Annotated in this window: 18 protein-coding genes; 11 read left to right on the plus strand and 7 right to left on the minus strand. The window is 55.2% G+C overall.

Annotation, left to right across the window (positions count from 1 at the left end; translation table 11 throughout):
- The first annotated feature begins 8 nt into the window (after nucleotides 1-8).
- From BSK21_RS12730 to BSK21_RS12740, 3 genes are read left to right on the plus strand one after another with little or no spacing between them, the layout of a single operon-like run.
- On the plus strand, nucleotides 9-1181 hold the full coding sequence (locus BSK21_RS12730; protein WP_067547159.1) for a GNAT family N-acetyltransferase: 1173 nt from the start codon (nucleotides 9-11) through the stop codon (nucleotides 1179-1181).
- The gene (locus tag BSK21_RS12735; protein WP_067547162.1) at nucleotides 1181-1447 is read left to right on the plus strand and encodes a 4a-hydroxytetrahydrobiopterin dehydratase; all 267 of its coding nucleotides are present in this window, start codon (nucleotides 1181-1183) and stop codon (nucleotides 1445-1447) included. The genes BSK21_RS12730 and BSK21_RS12735 overlap by 1 nt, the downstream gene beginning before the upstream one ends.
- On the plus strand, nucleotides 1447-2292 hold the full coding sequence (locus BSK21_RS12740) for a mechanosensitive ion channel family protein (RefSeq protein ID WP_067547165.1): 846 nt from the start codon (nucleotides 1447-1449) through the stop codon (nucleotides 2290-2292). Before BSK21_RS12735 ends, BSK21_RS12740 begins: the two co-directional genes overlap by 1 nt.
- 37 nt (nucleotides 2293-2329) lie before the next feature.
- Here BSK21_RS12740 and BSK21_RS12745 read toward each other — a convergent pair whose 3' ends face one another.
- The gene (locus BSK21_RS12745) at nucleotides 2330-2818 is read right to left on the minus strand and encodes a peroxiredoxin (RefSeq protein WP_067547168.1); all 489 of its coding nucleotides are present in this window, start codon (nucleotides 2816-2818) and stop codon (nucleotides 2330-2332) included.
- Nucleotides 2819-2904: 86 nt separating this feature from the next.
- Here BSK21_RS12745 and BSK21_RS12750 point away from each other — a divergent pair, with 86 nt between their 5' ends.
- From BSK21_RS12750 to BSK21_RS12760, 3 genes are read left to right on the plus strand one after another with little or no spacing between them, the layout of a single operon-like run.
- A complete protein-coding gene (locus BSK21_RS12750) occupies nucleotides 2905-4119 on the plus strand; it encodes an NAD(P)/FAD-dependent oxidoreductase (RefSeq protein ID WP_067547171.1) in 1215 nt (404 codons plus the stop codon).
- Entirely contained in the window at nucleotides 4116-4679 is a 564-nt protein-coding gene (gene rsmD / locus BSK21_RS12755; RefSeq protein ID WP_067547174.1) for a 16S rRNA (guanine(966)-N(2))-methyltransferase RsmD, read from the plus strand. The genes BSK21_RS12750 and rsmD overlap by 4 nt, the downstream gene beginning before the upstream one ends.
- Nucleotides 4676-5317, plus strand: a complete 642-nt coding sequence (locus BSK21_RS12760; protein ID WP_067547177.1) for an HAD family phosphatase — start codon at nucleotides 4676-4678, stop codon at nucleotides 5315-5317. Before rsmD ends, BSK21_RS12760 begins: the two co-directional genes overlap by 4 nt.
- 43 nt (nucleotides 5318-5360) lie before the next feature.
- Here the strand turns inward: BSK21_RS12760 and BSK21_RS12765 are convergent, their stop codons facing one another.
- The 3 genes from BSK21_RS12765 to sfsA form a co-directional block, all read right to left on the minus strand.
- Nucleotides 5361-6407: a TRAP transporter substrate-binding protein gene (locus tag BSK21_RS12765; RefSeq protein WP_067547180.1), complete on the minus strand. Its 1047-nt coding sequence runs from the start codon at nucleotides 6405-6407 to the stop codon at nucleotides 5361-5363.
- A gap of 168 nt (nucleotides 6408-6575) precedes the next feature.
- A complete protein-coding gene (gene map / locus BSK21_RS12770) occupies nucleotides 6576-7388 on the minus strand; it encodes a type I methionyl aminopeptidase (protein WP_082959376.1) in 813 nt (270 codons plus the stop codon).
- A 59-nt stretch (nucleotides 7389-7447) separates the two neighbouring features.
- A complete protein-coding gene (sfsA, locus tag BSK21_RS12775) occupies nucleotides 7448-8158 on the minus strand; it encodes a DNA/RNA nuclease SfsA (protein ID WP_067547183.1) in 711 nt (236 codons plus the stop codon).
- Between the two features lie 41 nt (nucleotides 8159-8199).
- Here sfsA and BSK21_RS12780 point away from each other — a divergent pair, with 41 nt between their 5' ends.
- The 4 genes from BSK21_RS12780 to BSK21_RS12795 are packed head-to-tail and all read left to right on the plus strand — an operon-like array spanning nucleotide 8200 to nucleotide 11131.
- Entirely contained in the window at nucleotides 8200-8922 is a 723-nt protein-coding gene (locus tag BSK21_RS12780) for a molybdopterin-binding protein (RefSeq protein ID WP_067547544.1), read from the plus strand.
- A complete protein-coding gene (locus BSK21_RS12785; RefSeq protein WP_067547186.1) occupies nucleotides 8919-9638 on the plus strand; it encodes a GNAT family N-acetyltransferase in 720 nt (239 codons plus the stop codon). Before BSK21_RS12780 ends, BSK21_RS12785 begins: the two co-directional genes overlap by 4 nt.
- A gap of 36 nt (nucleotides 9639-9674) precedes the next feature.
- Entirely contained in the window at nucleotides 9675-10208 is a 534-nt protein-coding gene (locus BSK21_RS12790; protein ID WP_067547547.1) for a peroxidase-related enzyme, read from the plus strand.
- A complete protein-coding gene (locus tag BSK21_RS12795; protein WP_067547189.1) occupies nucleotides 10205-11131 on the plus strand; it encodes an OmpA family protein in 927 nt (308 codons plus the stop codon). Before BSK21_RS12790 ends, BSK21_RS12795 begins: the two co-directional genes overlap by 4 nt.
- On the opposite strand, the gene BSK21_RS12800 is transcribed toward BSK21_RS12795, so the two are convergent.
- Complete coding sequence (locus BSK21_RS12800) at nucleotides 11114-11545, minus strand: helix-turn-helix domain-containing protein (protein WP_067547192.1); 432 nt, start codon at nucleotides 11543-11545, stop codon at nucleotides 11114-11116. The two genes, BSK21_RS12795 and BSK21_RS12800, sit on opposite strands and share 18 nt — an antisense overlap.
- Before the next feature lie 67 nt (nucleotides 11546-11612).
- On the opposite strand from BSK21_RS12800, the gene BSK21_RS12805 reads away from it, so the two are divergent.
- Nucleotides 11613-12509: a cation diffusion facilitator family transporter gene (locus tag BSK21_RS12805; RefSeq protein WP_067547195.1), complete on the plus strand. Its 897-nt coding sequence runs from the start codon at nucleotides 11613-11615 to the stop codon at nucleotides 12507-12509.
- Between the two features lie 31 nt (nucleotides 12510-12540).
- Here BSK21_RS12805 and BSK21_RS12810 read toward each other — a convergent pair whose 3' ends face one another.
- Both BSK21_RS12810 and BSK21_RS12815 read right to left on the minus strand, forming a co-directional pair.
- Nucleotides 12541-13446, minus strand: a complete 906-nt coding sequence (locus tag BSK21_RS12810; protein ID WP_067547198.1) for a LysR family transcriptional regulator — start codon at nucleotides 13444-13446, stop codon at nucleotides 12541-12543.
- A 158-nt stretch (nucleotides 13447-13604) separates the two neighbouring features.
- Entirely contained in the window at nucleotides 13605-15626 is a 2022-nt protein-coding gene (locus BSK21_RS12815) for an NADPH-dependent 2,4-dienoyl-CoA reductase (protein WP_067547202.1), read from the minus strand.
- Nucleotides 15627-15670 lie beyond the last annotated feature (44 nt).

Consider the following 15670-nt stretch of genomic DNA (forward strand, 5'->3'; position numbering starts at 1 on the left):
TTGTAGCCATGACCGACGTGATTGAAATCTCAATGAGAAGCGCCATAGCCGACATTCCAGCAGTGGACTGGGATGCCTGCGCAAATCCGTCTGGTGGGCGCCCCGTTGATCCATTCACCACGCATCGGTTTTTATCAGCTTTGGAACTGAGCGGTTCGGTTGGACGTGGGACAGGATGGGACCCACGATACCTTGTTGCGACCAAAGCAGACCAGATCATTGGCGTCGCCCCGCTCTACGTCAAAAGCCACTCTCAAGGGGAATATGTATTTGACCATAGTTGGGCCGATGCGCTGCAACGGGCGGGCGGTCAGTATTATCCCAAGCTTCAGATCGCGGTGCCATTTACTCCCGCCACAGGTCGGCGGTTCCTAACAAGAGCGGGCAATGAGGCAGAGGCCCTTTCGGCTTTGATCCAAGGCACGGTTCAATTGGCTGCTGACAATGGACTGTCATCCATGCACGTCACGTTTTGCTCTGAAGACGAGGCCATCGCGGGGCAATCAATGGGACTGCTCCATCGTGTTGGACAGCAGTTTCATTGGGAGAATCGCGGGTATGACAGCTTTGACGATTTTCTGAACGACCTCTCTAGCCGCAAACGCAAAGCGATCCGCAAAGAGCGCGAGCAGGCGCAGAGGTTTGGCGGTGAAATCCAGAGCTTTACAGGCGATGAGATAGAACCCGAACACTGGGACTATTTCTGGCGGTTTTACCAAGACACGGGCAGTCGCAAATGGGGTTCGCCTTATCTGACACGCGCGTTTTTCGACATCGCTCATGACACCCTCAGGGACGATATGCTCCTCGTGCTAGCCATATCCGACGAACGCCCTATTGCAGGAGCGCTGAACTTCATCGGTCGGGACACCCTCTTTGGCCGCTACTGGGGTTGCACCGAACATCATCCCTGCCTTCATTTCGAACTGTGCTACTATCAAGCCATCGACTATGCGATTGCACACGGTCTAAGAGTCGAAGCAGGGGCGCAAGGTGAACACAAACTGGCGCGCGGGTATTTACCGACTCCGACACATTCCCTTCATTGGATCGCCAACCCATCTTTTCGCGCCGCCGTGTCAGATTTTCTCGACCACGAACGTCAGCTGATCAACGAAGAAATGGAGATTCTGACGGATTACGGCCCATTCAAATCCACGATAATCGAGGAGCAGGATTAATGGACATCACCACCCTTGCCGCCAGAGGTTGGACGACGACCGATGATGGCACCGCGATCCAAAAAACATTCGTGTTTCGCAACTTTATCGATGCTTTTGGTTTCATGACCCGCGCCGCTTTTTGGGCGGAAAAGTGGAATCATCACCCCGAATGGTCTAACTCTTTCAAAACGGTGGTTGTGAAACTCACCACACACGATGCCGGTGGTCTGACGGAGAAGGACATTAAGCTGGCCACAAAAATGGAAGAACTTGAAGGACAATGATGCAAGACCTACTGCAAACCGAAATCTATAACGGCAAAACAATTGCCGACTACCTGACACTCGAATTCGTCGCGGGCCTCGCCGGAGATATTCTCTCTGTCGTACTGATCATCGTATTAGGGTTTGTGCTGTCCGGTTGGGTGCGCAGGCGTATCGTTGCGATCGGTGGTCGAAACAAGCACCTCGATGTCACGTTGTTCAACTTCTTGGGCAACATCGTGCGTTACTTGATCCTAGCGTTTGCATCCCTCTTTGTCCTGAACACATTCGGCATCCAGACAACATCGCTCGTTGCTCTAATCGGTGCGGCAGGTTTGGCAATTGGCTTGGCCCTACAAGGCACGCTATCGAACGTAGCTGCAGGCGTAATGATCATCCTGTTTCGCCCGATTAAGATCGGCGATTTCGTTCAAGTGAGCGGCGTGTCTGGCACCGTCAAAGATATTTCCTTGAATTATACAGAGCTTGCCGACGCTGGAAACGTTCAGGTCATCGTACCCAACGCGCAAGTTTGGGGAAACACGATCACCAACTTTTCGGTCAACCAAACACGTCGCGCAGAGTGGATTTTCGGCGTCGGTTATGGAGCTGACCTTAAATTGGCTGAGCAGGTGATCCGCGATACAATCTTGTCTGATCCGCGTTCATTGGCTGACCCTGCACCGTTCCTTCAGGTCAATAACTTGGGTGATTTTTCAGTCGATTTCCTCTGCCGTGTTTGGGTAAAATCGAGCGACTACTTCCAATATCAGGCCGACATGAAACGTCAGGTGAAGGAAGCGCTGGACAAAGCTGGCATCGATATTCCATTCCCGACGCGAACAGTCTTGAACAATCAAGCGTAACTGAAAACGGCGGGGAAGACCCCGCCGTTTTGTCATTTCAAAGTTGATCGAGAAGCGTTTCAGCCGCCGACAATTCACAAACCCCAGGGCTTTCTTCGAGGTTGAGAATTTTCACAACACCATCTTCAGCCAATAGCGTGTACCGCTTGGATCGATCATAGAGACCTGCTGGCGGGGCTGTGAAATCAAGGCCGATTGCTTTGGTGAATTCTCCCGACGCATCGCCCAAGAAGTGTAAACCTGCTGCCGTCGCGCCCGTCGCTTCGCCCCACGCTTTCATCACGAATGGATCGTTCACGGACACACAAATCACGGCATCGACGCCCTTTTCGTCCAAGGCCGCCTTGCTGCGAACAAAGCTCGGCACGTGGGCGGTCGAACATGTGCCGGTGTAGGCACCTGGCAAACCGAAAATTACAACTTTTTTGCCAGAAGTGAGGCCAGACAGAAAAACCTGCTCTGGCCCGTTTTCGCCCATACGCAACAAAGTTGCCTCGGGCAGTTTTTCACCTACCGAAATCGACATTTTATTTCCCCTGTTCTGAATTGCATGCAGCACGCGCTAAGATATAGGGTCCGCCATAAAAGAGACCATAGAAATCGGAGACAGCGATGCAACATTTTGTCGTGGTTGGCGCAGGTCAAGCCGGTGCAACGCTAGTGGCTCGTTTGCGGGCTGATGGGTTTGACGGAAAGATCACTTTGATCGGGGCAGAGCCGGTGCATCCCTATCAGCGTCCGCCACTGTCGAAGGCCTATATGTTGGGCGAAATGGAGCTGTCGCGTCTCTTGCTGCGGGCGCCCGAGTGGTATGCGGAAAACAACATTGATCTGATGCTCGACACCCGCGTTGTGAGTGTGAACGCCGAGGCAAAGACCATCACCCTGCAGGGCGAGGTCGAGATGGGATATGACGAACTGGCGATTTGCACAGGCTCGCACCCGCGCACGCTGCCTACGGCGATCGGCGGGACTTTGGACGGTGTGTACACGGTTCGCGACCTCAAAGACGCGGACACCATGGCGCCGGAGTTCACGGCGGGCCGCAAGCTTTTGGTCATCGGGGGCGGGTATATCGGCCTCGAAGCCGCCGCCGTTGCTGCCAAGAAAGGCTGCGAGGTTACGCTCGTTGAGATGGCGCCGCGCATTTTGCAGCGTGTGGCCTGTCCCGAAACCTCCGACTACTTCCGCGACATCCACACAAAACACGGTGTTAAGATCATCGAAGGTGTTGGCCTCGATCATCTGGTGGGCACCGACCGCGTGACGGGCGCGGTTCTCTCGGATGGCACCGCGTTGGAGGTTGATTTTGCAATTGTCGGCGTCGGTATTCTGCCCGCAACCATCCTCGCCGAAGCAGCAGGTGCTGTCTGTTCGAACGGCATCGACACCGACGCCCAAGGCCGCACAACCGTCCCACATATCTGGGCCGCAGGCGACTGCGCAAACCTGACCTTCAAAGGCCAGCGCCTCCGTATCGAAAGCGTCGGCAATGCCATCGACCAAGCCGAGGTTGTCGCCAAAAACATGATGGGCGGGTCGGTCGAGTATACCCCCAAACCGTGGTTCTGGTCGGACCAATACGACGTGAAACTGCAGATCGCGGGCCTCAACATCGGCTACGACGCCGTCCACATCAAAACCTACGCGGACACTCCCGAGGCGCGCGTCCACTGGTACTACCAAGGCGACACCCTCATCGCCGTCGACGCCATCAACGCAGGCCGAGACTACATGGTCGGCAAACGCCTCATCGAAGCCGGAAAATCACCAGCCCCCGAAATTATGGTCGATGAAACGACCGACCTGAAGGCACTGTTGAAGTGAGGATTATTGGTGGAACGCACCGAGGGCACGCCCTCGCCGCTGTCGGGAAAGGGGACGCAGGCGCGCACCTTCGTCCGACAACGGATCGCGTTCGCGAAAGCTTGTTCAACGTCCTGTTGGGCGGAAAATTTGGCGATCCAATCGATGAGGCTCGTGTCCTAGATCTCTTTGCAGGAACAGGTGCATTGGGGCTTGAGGCCCTGTCACGTGGCGCTGCCCATGTGACCTTTGTCGATGACGGCCGCGTCGCACAAAAGCTCATCCGCGAGAATATAACCAAGCTAAAGCGGTCGACTGATTGCACACTCATCGGACGCGATGCCACAAAGCTGGGCACCAATGTCGGTGAACCCGCTCAACTTATTTTCCTTGACCCGCCCTATGGGAAGGCGATGGGCCAGAAAGCCCTTGAAGCGGCCATGCACGGCGGTTGGATCGCCGATGATGCCATCATCGTTTGGGAAGAAAACGCGCCGCAGGTCACGCCTGCTGGCTTTGCGCTTTTGGATCAACGACGTTATGGCGACACGTATATTTCTATTCTCGAAAGACAGTTATGATCCCTGACTTGGTTATTTTTGATTGCGACGGTGTGATCGTCGACAGTGAAGGTCCGACCTGTGACGCAATCGCGAAGAACCTCACTGGTTTTGGGTTTCCATTGGACAGGTCTGGAGTTCATGAGCTGTTTGTAGGGCAAACTCTGCATGACATTCATCGGGCAGGACGTGAACGTGGGCTGGCACTGCCGGACAATTGGGTCAGTGATCTGTACGCCGAAATGTTCGAAGTCTTAGGCCAAGGTGTTCCACTTTCGGACGGTGTGATTGACCTCTTTGACGCGCTCGAAGCACAGGGCACTCGTATTGCCATCGCGTCTAACGGGGCCATCGACAAGATGCGCGTCACCCTCACGCCATACGGGCTTTTCGATCGCCTCAAAGACCGTATGTATTCTGGCCATGTTCAAGAGCCGAAGCCCAATGCGGGTATGTTGATCGCCGCGATGAAGCAAGCGAATGCCTCGCCAAAGCGCACCTTCATGATCGACGATAGCACAGCTGGGGCAGGCGCAGCCGTCGCGGCAGGTACCCACTTTATCGGCTATTCGGAACATGGTGGGGAAGAGAAACTCAAACCTCTCGGGGTGGATATCGCTTATTCGATGGCAGACCTTCGCGCACGACTGGTCATATAAAAAGGGCCGCAAGCGCGGCCCCTTTCGTCAGTTTCAGACACAATCAGTTCTGAACAAATGCGCCCTTGGTTCCCGCTGCTGCAGCGACATCGGAACGCGCCGCGTCGACCAATGCCACGCCGTCAAAGCCTTTGGCATCCATTTCAGCGATCCATTCCGCAACGACCTCATCACCCAGAGAAACCATGCGTGCGGTTTCCGCTTCGCTGATTTCGCCAATGTCATTCGCAGCAGCCATGATTTCTCGGCCCAGCGCGTCGCCTGTGTCGTGCGCATATCCCGCCCAACGGCTCGCATAGAGACCAGAGTTGGCGTCGATAATCGCTTGAAGGTCGGCTGGCAGGCTGTCGTAGACGTCGTGGTTCATCGCCCATAGGAAGTAGAGGTTGTAGAGCGCGTGATCGCCGGCAACATCCGAATGGCTGTCCGTCAATTCATCGAGCTTGAGCGACGGGGATTGCTCCCACGTGATCGCACCACCATCAACGACACCCTTCGCAAGTGCCTCTGGGAAGGCTGGCACAGGCATGCCGACTGCCGTTGCACCCAGTTTTTCCAACAGCATCGTCGCCGTGCGAGTCGGGCCGCGGAGCGTCAGGCCGTTGAAGTCTTCAACCGTTTCAATAAGCGGGCCACGTTTATGCACCAGACCAGGCCCATGCATATGCGCGGCGATCAGATGAACATCGGCGAAATCATCCATTAGGAACTCTTGGGTATATTCCCAAGCGGCAGCCGAGGCCTCTTCGGCCGATTTGGTCGTCATGAACGGCAATTCGAGCGCTTCGGCTTCGGGGAAACGGCCGGCCTCATATCCAGGGATTACCCAACCGCCATCGACGATGCCATCAGCAATCATGTCGTACATCTCTGGCGCAGCGCCGCCCAATTCCATGAATGGGTGTAAGACGATCTTTAGACGACCGCCCGATTGTTCTTCGATCGCTTTGGCCCACGGCTCCATGAAATAGGTTGGGTTCGCAGAAAGCGGCGATACGAAATGTTGGAAATGAAGGGTGTAATCTTGGGCTACCGCAGGCGTCACCGCACAGCCCATCACAGCCGCAAACGCAGCACTCTTTAGGGTCATTGCCGACCTCCTAAGATGATGAATGTCAGGGGGATGCCGCCGCTAGCGACATCCGTTACCTATGACTTGCACCTTAAAATTGCAAGGTGATGCAAGTGGTTTAGCGCAACCGTCCGCAAGTTTTATTTTACCAAACGATTGAAAAGCAGGGAAAAACTCACCCGCCGATCAAAGGTAAGTTGGGTGGAATTTCCCTGAGGGCGAGAGCGTGAAAATCTCTGCGCCATCTGCGCGAATGCCAACCGAATGTTCGAACTGGGCGGACAGCGATTTATCACGTGTCACAGCGGTCCAATCATCAGCGAGAACTTTGGTCTCAGGACGACCAAGGTTCACCATGGGCTCGATGGTAAAGAACATGCCTTCCTCAAGGAGCGGCCCAGTTCCCGGACGACCATAGTGAAGCACGTTCGGTGCGGCGTGGAAAACACGTCCCAAGCCATGACCACAGAAGTCGCGCACAACGGACATACGGTGGCTCTCAACATAGCTTTGGATCGCGTGACCGATATCGCCAAAGCGATTACCCGGTTTCGCAGCCTCAATGCCCAACATCAGCGCGTCGTGGGTAACTTGGATCAGACGCTCTGCCTTACGCGACATCGAACCCGCAACATACATGCGGCTCGTATCGCCAAACCAACCATCAACGATCACAGTCACGTCGATGTTCAATATATCGCCGTCTTTGAGTTTCTTCTCGCTCGGGATACCGTGGCAAACCACGTGGTTCATGCTGATGCAGCTGGCGTGCTGGTAGCCTTTGTAACCAATCGTGGCCGAGGTCGAGCCGCTGTCGTTCACCATTTCGGTGATCTTAGCGTCGAGCTCTGCGGTCGTCACACCCGGCTGGATGAACGGAATGATGTCGTCAAGGATCTGTGCCGCAACCTTGCCCGCCGCATGCATACCAGCAAAATCGGCATCTTCATAAATGCGAATTCCGTCTTTGGTCAGTCGTCCACGCAGATCTTCGGTCACAGTCAGTCTCCTTGTTTCTGCTGACCTCTTTAGTAGCCTTCCCTCAAAAGGGCCAGACCTCAGACTGACAGCGAAAACGGGATCTCGCCCGCGATCTCGACACCTTTTGGTGAAATGAAGGTCGAAAGCGCAATAACTTCGACACCAGCCGCCACCGCATCGCCAAGCGCCTTTGCATAGTTGGGGTCAATATCAGCAGCTGGCACCATGCGGTCGCAATCCGTGCGCTGAACGAGGAACAAAACAATGGCGCGGTCGCCTGCTTCTGCCATTTTCGCCAGTTCTACCATGTGCTTTGCCCCGCGCGAAGTCACGCTATCAGGGAACTCTGCTAGCCCAGCTTGACGGGACAATGTGACCGATTTCACTTCGACCCAAGCATCTTTCAGCCCACTCCCAGACAACAAAAAATCAATCCGGCTATTTTTGCCGTATTTCACTTCAGGCCTGACCACCGAGTAATCCGAGAGCGCCGCAATCTCGCGTTTCTCCAACGCCTCTTTCAACGCACGGTTCGGAACCGAGGTATCAACGCCCGTGAAGTGACCATTTTCGTGGTCCACGAGCCGCCACCCGAATTTCAGCTTCTTTTTGGGGTCGTCATTGGGTTCGAGCCATATCTTGCTCCCCTCAATCGCTAGTCCCATCATGCTGCCGGGGTTGGCGCAATGTGCCACCACCTCACGCCCATCCTCCAAACGACAGTCCGCGAGGAACCGTTTGTAGCGGCGGATGAGGCGAGCGGGGATCAATGGTGTGGAAAACTGCATAGTCCAGTTCTATACCCATTCTGAAGGATATGGAGAAGCCGATGCCAAACCCAACTGCCGCCATTCTCATCATAGGGGATGAAATCCTGTCAGGGCGCACCCGTGACAGCAATATGCACTATCTGGCTGGACGGCTGACCGAAGTCGGCATCGACCTCAAGGAGGTTCGCGTTGTATCGGATGACCGCGAGGCGATTATCTCCGCAGTCAATGCATTGCGTGAAACATATGGGTCCGTCTTTACCTCGGGCGGGATTGGGCCAACGCATGATGATATCACCGCCGATTGCATCGCAGCTGCGTTTGGCGTCGGGATCGACATTCGTCAGGACGCCTATGACCTGCTCAAAGCGCACTACGATTCCCGCGGACAAGAATTTAACGCAGCCCGCCAACGTATGGCACGCATTCCCGACACTGCCTGCCTTATCGAAAACCCTGTTTCAACTGCACCTGGGTTCAGCCTTGGGAATGTGCACGTCATGGCTGGGGTTCCTTCAGTATTTCAAGCCATGGTCACCTCCGTCCTGCCATCCCTGACTGGCGGAGCACCGCTGCTATCTCAGACATATCGGATCAATCAGGGTGAAGGCACCATTGCGGGGCCGCTCTCGGAATTGGCTGCAGAGTTCTCGGACCTTTCCATCGGCTCTTATCCGTTCATCATCGACGGCGTTCATGGGTCAAATATCGTGATACGTGGCTCGGACGGTGCTCGCGTCGATCAGGCTATCGTCAAACTTGCAGGACTGTTTCCAGCATGAAAAACCCAACAGCCGCCGAACTCTATGACGTCATCGAAGGCACGTGGCCACCAGCCAATCGCACCACTGTCGGCCCCTTCATCATTCGCGAAGGCCAAGGGGGCGGGAGCCGCGTTTCTGCGGCAACGGGGCCTGCTGACGAAACAGACCTCCCTCTCGCCGAAGAGGCCATGCGCGCTTTAGGTCAGCCGTGCCAGTTCATGATACGCGACGGGGAAGCCGATTTTGATGCGATGCTGGCAGGCAAAGGTTACAGGATCAAAGATCCAGTGACCCTCTACGCCGCACCGATTGATCGGATCGCCACGCATCGTCCGCCCCCTGTCACAACCTTTGAAGTTTGGCCGGCGTTAGCCATCCAAGCTGACATATGGGCAGAGGGTGGCATTGGTTCGGAACGCATGGCCGTGATGGAACGAGCCGATTGCCCGAAAACCACGATCCTCGGGCGAATAAACGATACTCCGGCGGGCACAGCCTATGTGGGCATCAGCAATGGCATCGCAATGTTCCACGCGCTCGAAGTAGCGCAGCGGTTCCGCCGCCAAGGACTAGCTGCCCACATGATCCGCGCGATGGCGTTCTGGGCCCGCGAAAACGGTGCGAAACATTTTGCCTTGGTCGTGACCGAGGCAAATGTGGGTGCAAACGCGCTCTATGCTTCCCTCGGGTTCGACGTTGTGGGACACTACCACTACAGAATTTTACCGGAGTAGACCGTGACACAAAAACCGACCGCGCTCGACCTGCCAATGGTCAATCCGCTGCCCGAGGCAACTCAGAAATATTTCGATATCTGTCAGGACAAACTGGGTATGATCCCGAACGTCCTTCAGGCTTATGCATTTGATATTGAAAAGCTAAATGCTTTCACCGGGATGTATAACGATATCATGCTCGCGGCCTCTGGCCTCAGCAAGTTAGAGCGTGAGATGATCGCAGTGGTCGTATCGTCGGTGAATAAATGTTTTTACTGCCTGACCGCACATGGTGCTGCCGTTCGCGAACTCTCGGGCAATCCGATCTTGGGTGAAATGTTGGTCATGAATTGGCGTGCGGCAGATTTGGATGCGCGGCAAACCGCGATGCTAGAATTTGCCGAGCTCATCACCGTTTCCAGCGCGAAGGTAGCAGAGAGCGATCGCCAAGCCCTTCGCGATGCTGGCTTTACCGACCGTGACATCTGGGACATCGCGTCCGTTGCTGGCTTCTTTAACATGACCAACCGGATAGCCTCGGCCACCGATATGCGTCCCAACGACGAATACCATTCGCAGGCACGATGATCCGTTTCTTATTTTTCGTTTTGTTGTGTAGTCCGACGTACGGTTTGGCATTGACGATCGATATGCCTGCGAATGCGTCTCGTACCACTCTCGTGGACACCCCACTTCAGAGCTTTAACGTCGCGACTGGTCCTTGGGATGGTCAAGCCGTCCCAATGCAGATCATTGATGGCACAGTAACAACCGAGGTGTGGACGATCGACGCCGCTGGGCTGACAACGCTCCAAATCCTGTCGCCTTTCAGGCAGCAGTTGGACGCCGAAGGCTATGACGTGATTTTTGAATGCCGCACCGAAGATTGCGGCGGCTTCGATTTCCGCTTTGCAATCGATGTGGCGGCACCTCCCGATATGCGCGTCGATTTGGGTGATTTCCGATATATCGCCGCCAAGGGCCCTACGGACACGGTCGCGCTCGTTATAAGCAAAACGGCGGCGGCTGGGTTTGTGCAAATCACCCGCATTGGAGCCGATCAGGCACCATTGGCTAATACGACAACTGAAACGCTTCAATCGGTTTTACCTGTAACGGCAATTCCGACAGACGACGGTTTGCCCGCCGTTTTGGAAAACACAGGGCATATGGCACTGTCTGATCTTCGATTTGAAAGTGGGTCATCGACGCTCGGGCCGGGGCCGTTTGAAAGCCTCGTGGCTTTGTCGGACTACTTACTCCAAAACCCAGATCGAAGAATTGCTTTGGTCGGTCATACCGACAGCTCAGGCTCGCTTGAAGGGAATATTGCCCTGTCCCGACAGCGTGCAACGTCTGTCCAGACCCGTCTTATCGAAGCCTATGGCGTTCCGTCGACCCAACTCGAAGCGGATGGAACGGGTTATCTGGCCCCAATCGCATCTAACCTGACCGCTGAAGGGCGCGAGGCCAATCGGCGCGTTGAGGCCGTTCTACTCTCGATCGAGTGACCTGTGATCCGTCGTACAACCGTGATGGTCACCGAGCGCCTCTAACACCCCGCATGTCTCAATGGTCCCATGATCATGGGTCGCAGCGATCCGCGCCAATTCCGCTTCGAGCCGTTGTAGGCGGGCGATGCGTTCGCGGATGTGATTGAGATGCGACCGTGCAATCGAATGAGCTACTGAGCAAGGCCGCCCCGGCGTATCCTCCATCGCGATCAAGTCGCGTATTGCATCTAAGGGCAAACCCAAATCTCGCGCGTGTTTGATAAACGTCAACCGACGCAGACCTTCTGGATCATAGCGCCGCTGATTGCCTGACGTCCTGTCGAACGGTTCAATCAGCCCGATTTCCTCATAATATCTGATCGTTGGAACCTTTACGGCCGTGCGTTTTGATAATTCGCCGATGGAGTACATTTTGCCCTTGAACCTCTAGTGACTAGAGGAATTAGGATGGAAGGAGATAAGTATTTCAAGGTATAAAATGGCCCATTCTCATCACCATCATCACCATCACATTGATCCGAAAACCGGGGATGGTCGTATGGCGCTGGCCGTCGGTGTAAACATATTGCTCACGGTGGCGCAGATCGTCGGTGGCATCTTATCAGGCAGCCTCGCCCTCATTGCGGATGCCCTGCACAATTTGTCGGACGCGTTATCGCTGTTCATAGCATTCTTCGCACGCAAGGTTGCCCGTCGGCCCGCCGATGACATCATGACCTTTGGCTACGGACGCGCTGAAGTCGTTGCCGCGCTGATCAACTACACCTCGCTAATCCTCGTCGGGCTGTGGCTGGCTTTTGAGGCCATCATGCGTTTTCTGGACCCCCAGCCCGTTGATGGCTGGTTGGTTGTAGGCTTGGCCAGCCTTGCGCTGGTGATTGACCTCGTAACCGCTTGGCTGACGTTTCGTATGGCAAAAGACAGTGTGAATATCCGTGCTGCCTTCCTGCACAACGTCGCCGATGCTTTAGGGTCCGTTGCTGTCATCGTTGCTGGGATAGCCATTCTCGTATTCGGTTGGCTCTGGATTGACCCCGCCATCACGCTGCTCATTGCAGCCTATATTCTGTGGATGGCTTTGGGCGAAATGGGTAGTGTTATCCGCATCCTAATGCTCGGCACCCCAGAGCATCTGTCGCCACAAGACGTAACGGCAACGATCATGGCAGTAGAGGGCGTGGACGACCTGCATCACCTGAAACTGTGGTCCGCCCAAGAACACGAAACCGCACTCACCGCCCATATCGTCATCGCACATAGCGCTTGGGGCAATGTCGCGTGGATAAGGCAGAACATCCGCACCACGCTTCATGACGTTCATGGGATCGAGATGGTGACACTTGAATTGGAAACGGCGCCAGAGGTTTGCCCCTAACGCCGCTGAATGGATCGACTTATTCCCCAGATTACCAGCTATCTGGCCCTTTTTCCGCATAGGCGTGCACGAGAAAATCGATGAATGCGCGCACTTTGGGCTGTGTGAAGCGGCCCGGCGGGTAGACGGCGTAAATGCCTTGGGTTTCAACAGGAAGGTCGGGAATAGCTTCTTCGACGAGGCCCTGCTTCATCGCATCCGCGTAGAGGAACGACGGCAGGTACGCGATGCCGAGTCCCGAGACACAAGCGTTTAAGAGCGACTGACCGTCATTTACCGTGAGCCAACCCGCAGTCCGAACCTGACGCTTCTCACCGCTTGGAGCAGTGATTTTCCAAACCGCACTGTTCGCTTGGTTCGAATAGTGGAGCAATTTGTGATCGTTCAGATCGTCGATCTTTTGCGGGCGGCCGTATTTCTGGAAGTAATGCGGCGATGCGATCATCCGACGGTTGGTTTCCGTCAGCTTACGTGCCCGCAAGGTGCTGTCTTCTAGCTCACCAATACGGATCGCCATGTCAAAGCCTTCAGAGATCAGTTCGACATAACGGTTGTTCAGCACCATGTTGACGGTGATGTCGGGGAATTCCTGCAGGAACTCACCCAAGATTGGCGACAGGTGGTTCACACCGAAATCCGTGGCGACCGAAATTCGCAACAGGCCTGACGGCGCAGATTGCATCGAGGTGACGAGTGAATCCGCTTCGCCAGCATCGTTGAGAACGCGGCGGGCGCGGTCGTAATATGCCAGACCAATCTCAGTCGGACTCACTCGACGTGTCGTTCGGTTGAGAAGCCGAGCACCAAGGCGCGCTTCGAGTGCGGATACGTGCTTCGAGACAGCGGATTTTGAAATCCCCATCTTCTTGGCGGCATCCGTAAAACCGCCCTGATCCACGACTGTGGCGAAGGCTTCCATTTCGGTAAGGCGATCCATTACTCGACCCTCTGATACTAATTCCTAGGCTCATGGTATCGTCGCCAAATCGGGCACAATCTGGGCCATGTGCGGACAATATCAGGGATTTTCGCGGACAATTTCTAATGCATAAGAATAGTCTGCGAGACCGATCGGGTAGATCATCCTTTGTGAAATCAGAGGGTTGCAGCCAATCTCGTGCCTTGGTCGATTGCCCGTTTTGCGTCCAATTCCGCCGCAACATCCGCACCGCCGATGACATGACAAGGAATCCCTTCGGCTTCCAACGCATCTGCAAGCGACCGTTCCGACACCTGCCCAGCGCACAAGACAACGTTGTCACATGGGATCAGTGTTGGGTTTTCACGAGCTTCACCCGTCGACACCCAGATACCTTCGGGTGTGATGCGTTCGTAGTTCACGCCACCCTTCATCGTTACGCCCTTCATCTGGAGCGTTGCACGATGGATCCAGCCCGTCGTTTTACCCAAACGGCGCCCAGGCTTTTCGGCCTTGCGCTGCAAAAGAGTCACGTCGCGTATTGGGGCATCGGGCTGCGGTCCTTCGGGGGCGAGACCGCCGCGCTGGTCCGACGGATCCGTCACGCCCCACTCACGAAGCCATTCAGGAAGGTTCACAGTCGGACTGTCACCAGTGACAAGGAATTCCGAGACATCAAAACCGATGCCACCTGCACCGATCACAACAACCTTTTTACCAACATCGGCACCCCGAAGGACATCGATGTAGGACAGAACCTGAGGCAAATCCTGACCTTCGATTTCAGGATCGCGGGGCACAACACCTGTCGCGATGACGACCTCATCAAATGACTGCAGCGCGTCAACAGTCGCCGTTTCATTCAAACGTAGTTCAATCTCAGCGTCGGCGACCGCAGTCTCGAACCAATCGACTAGACCATGGAACTCTTCCTTGCCTGGAACTTGCTTTGCGAGATTGAGCTGCCCGCCCAAACGGTCGCTGCGATCAAAAATAGTAACCTTGTGCCCACGCTCAGCAGCCGTCAGAGCCGTCGAAAGGCCAGCAGGTCCCGCGCCGACCACGGCGATTGTTTTCGCCTCACTTGCAGGTGCAACCACCAACTCAGTCTCAAAACAAGCACGCGGGTTCACCAAGCAACTGCTCAACTTGCCGCCAAAGGTATGATCCAAACAGGCCTGATTACAGGCGATACAGGGCGCAATTGTCTCAGCCCTGTTCGCAACCGCTTTGGCGACAAAATTTGGATCGGCAAGGAACGGACGCGCCATGCTGACCATATCCGCACATCCATCGGCCAAGACTTCCTCTGCAACATCAGGTGTATTGATCCTGTTCGATGTGATGACGGGGATATTCACGTGACCCATCAGCTTTTTGGTAACCCAAGAAAACGCGCGGCGAGGAACACTGGTCGCGATAGTCGGAATACGGGCCTCGTGCCAACCGATCCCAGTGTTGATGATCGTTGCGCCTGCCGCCTCGACCGCTTTGGCGAGCTGGATCACCTCCTCAAAGGATGACCCGTTCGGGATCAGGTCGATCATCGATAGTCGATAAATGATGATGAAATCAGGCCCAACGGCCTTGCGGATACGGCGCACGATTTCGACGGGTAGCCGCATACGGTTCTCATAGTCCCCGCCCCAGCGATCAGTGCGCTTATTGGTATGCAAAACGAGGAACTGGTTGATGAAATACCCTTCGGACCCCATCACCTCTACCCCGTCATAGCCCGCTTCTTTGGCGCGGGTCGCGGCGGTCACGAAATCGGAGATCTGTTTTTCGATCCCATCCTCATCGATCTCTTTGGGAGGGAAAGGGGAAATAGGAGATTTGACCGCAGAAGCAGACACACAATCAGGTCCATAAGCGTAGCGACCCGCATGAAGAATCTGCATTGCGATTTTGCCATCCGCCTCGTGCACACGGTCCGTCACGATACGATGGTTTGCGATGTCTTGATCCGTGAATAGGCCAGCCGCACCGGGGAAAACACCGCCCTCTTTGTTTGGGGCCATGCCTCCTGTGACCATCAGAGCCACACCGCCCCGCGCCCGTGTTGCGTAAAACTCGGCAACGCGATTCCAGTCCTTGGTCTCCTCCAAACCCGTATGCATCGACCCCATAAGAACGCGGTTCTTTAGGGTTACAAATCCCAGATCGAGCGGAGCAAGCAGGTGCGGATATTTCGTCATAGTGGCCTCCCTATTCGGGGGCACAATGCAGCGACTTTCCCAGC

This window comes from Marivivens sp. JLT3646 (assembly GCF_001908835.1).
GTDB lineage: Bacteria > Pseudomonadota > Alphaproteobacteria > Rhodobacterales > Rhodobacteraceae > Marivivens > Marivivens geojensis.

Excerpts from the sequence above, each read along its gene's own strand:
- BSK21_RS12800 (WP_067547192.1), bottom strand. The coding sequence starts at position 11,545 with ATGTACTCCATCGGCGAATTATCAAAACGCACGGCCGTAAAGGTTCCA.
- BSK21_RS12765 (WP_067547180.1), bottom strand. The coding sequence starts at position 6,407 with ATGACCCTAAAGAGTGCTGCGTTTGCGGCTGTGATGGGCTGTGCGGTG.
- BSK21_RS12815 (WP_067547202.1), bottom strand. The coding sequence starts at position 15,626 with ATGACGAAATATCCGCACCTGCTTGCTCCGCTCGATCTGGGATTTGTA.
- BSK21_RS12790 (WP_067547547.1), top strand. The coding sequence starts at position 9,675 with ATGGTCAATCCGCTGCCCGAGGCAACTCAGAAATATTTCGATATCTGT.
- BSK21_RS12740 (WP_067547165.1), top strand. The coding sequence starts at position 1,447 with ATGCAAGACCTACTGCAAACCGAAATCTATAACGGCAAAACAATTGCC.
- BSK21_RS12730 (WP_067547159.1), top strand. The coding sequence starts at position 9 with ATGACCGACGTGATTGAAATCTCAATGAGAAGCGCCATAGCCGACATT.
- BSK21_RS12760 (WP_067547177.1), top strand. The coding sequence starts at position 4,676 with ATGATCCCTGACTTGGTTATTTTTGATTGCGACGGTGTGATCGTCGAC.
- BSK21_RS12810 (WP_067547198.1), bottom strand. The coding sequence starts at position 13,446 with ATGGATCGCCTTACCGAAATGGAAGCCTTCGCCACAGTCGTGGATCAG.
- BSK21_RS12750 (WP_067547171.1), top strand. The coding sequence starts at position 2,905 with ATGCAACATTTTGTCGTGGTTGGCGCAGGTCAAGCCGGTGCAACGCTA.
- BSK21_RS12785 (WP_067547186.1), top strand. The coding sequence starts at position 8,919 with ATGAAAAACCCAACAGCCGCCGAACTCTATGACGTCATCGAAGGCACG.
- BSK21_RS12780 (WP_067547544.1), top strand. The coding sequence starts at position 8,200 with ATGCCAAACCCAACTGCCGCCATTCTCATCATAGGGGATGAAATCCTG.
- BSK21_RS12795 (WP_067547189.1), top strand. The coding sequence starts at position 10,205 with ATGATCCGTTTCTTATTTTTCGTTTTGTTGTGTAGTCCGACGTACGGT.
- sfsA (WP_067547183.1), bottom strand. The coding sequence starts at position 8,158 with ATGCAGTTTTCCACACCATTGATCCCCGCTCGCCTCATCCGCCGCTAC.
- BSK21_RS12735 (WP_067547162.1), top strand. The coding sequence starts at position 1,181 with ATGGACATCACCACCCTTGCCGCCAGAGGTTGGACGACGACCGATGAT.
- BSK21_RS12805 (WP_067547195.1), top strand. The coding sequence starts at position 11,613 with ATGGCCCATTCTCATCACCATCATCACCATCACATTGATCCGAAAACC.
- BSK21_RS12745 (WP_067547168.1), bottom strand. The coding sequence starts at position 2,818 with ATGTCGATTTCGGTAGGTGAAAAACTGCCCGAGGCAACTTTGTTGCGT.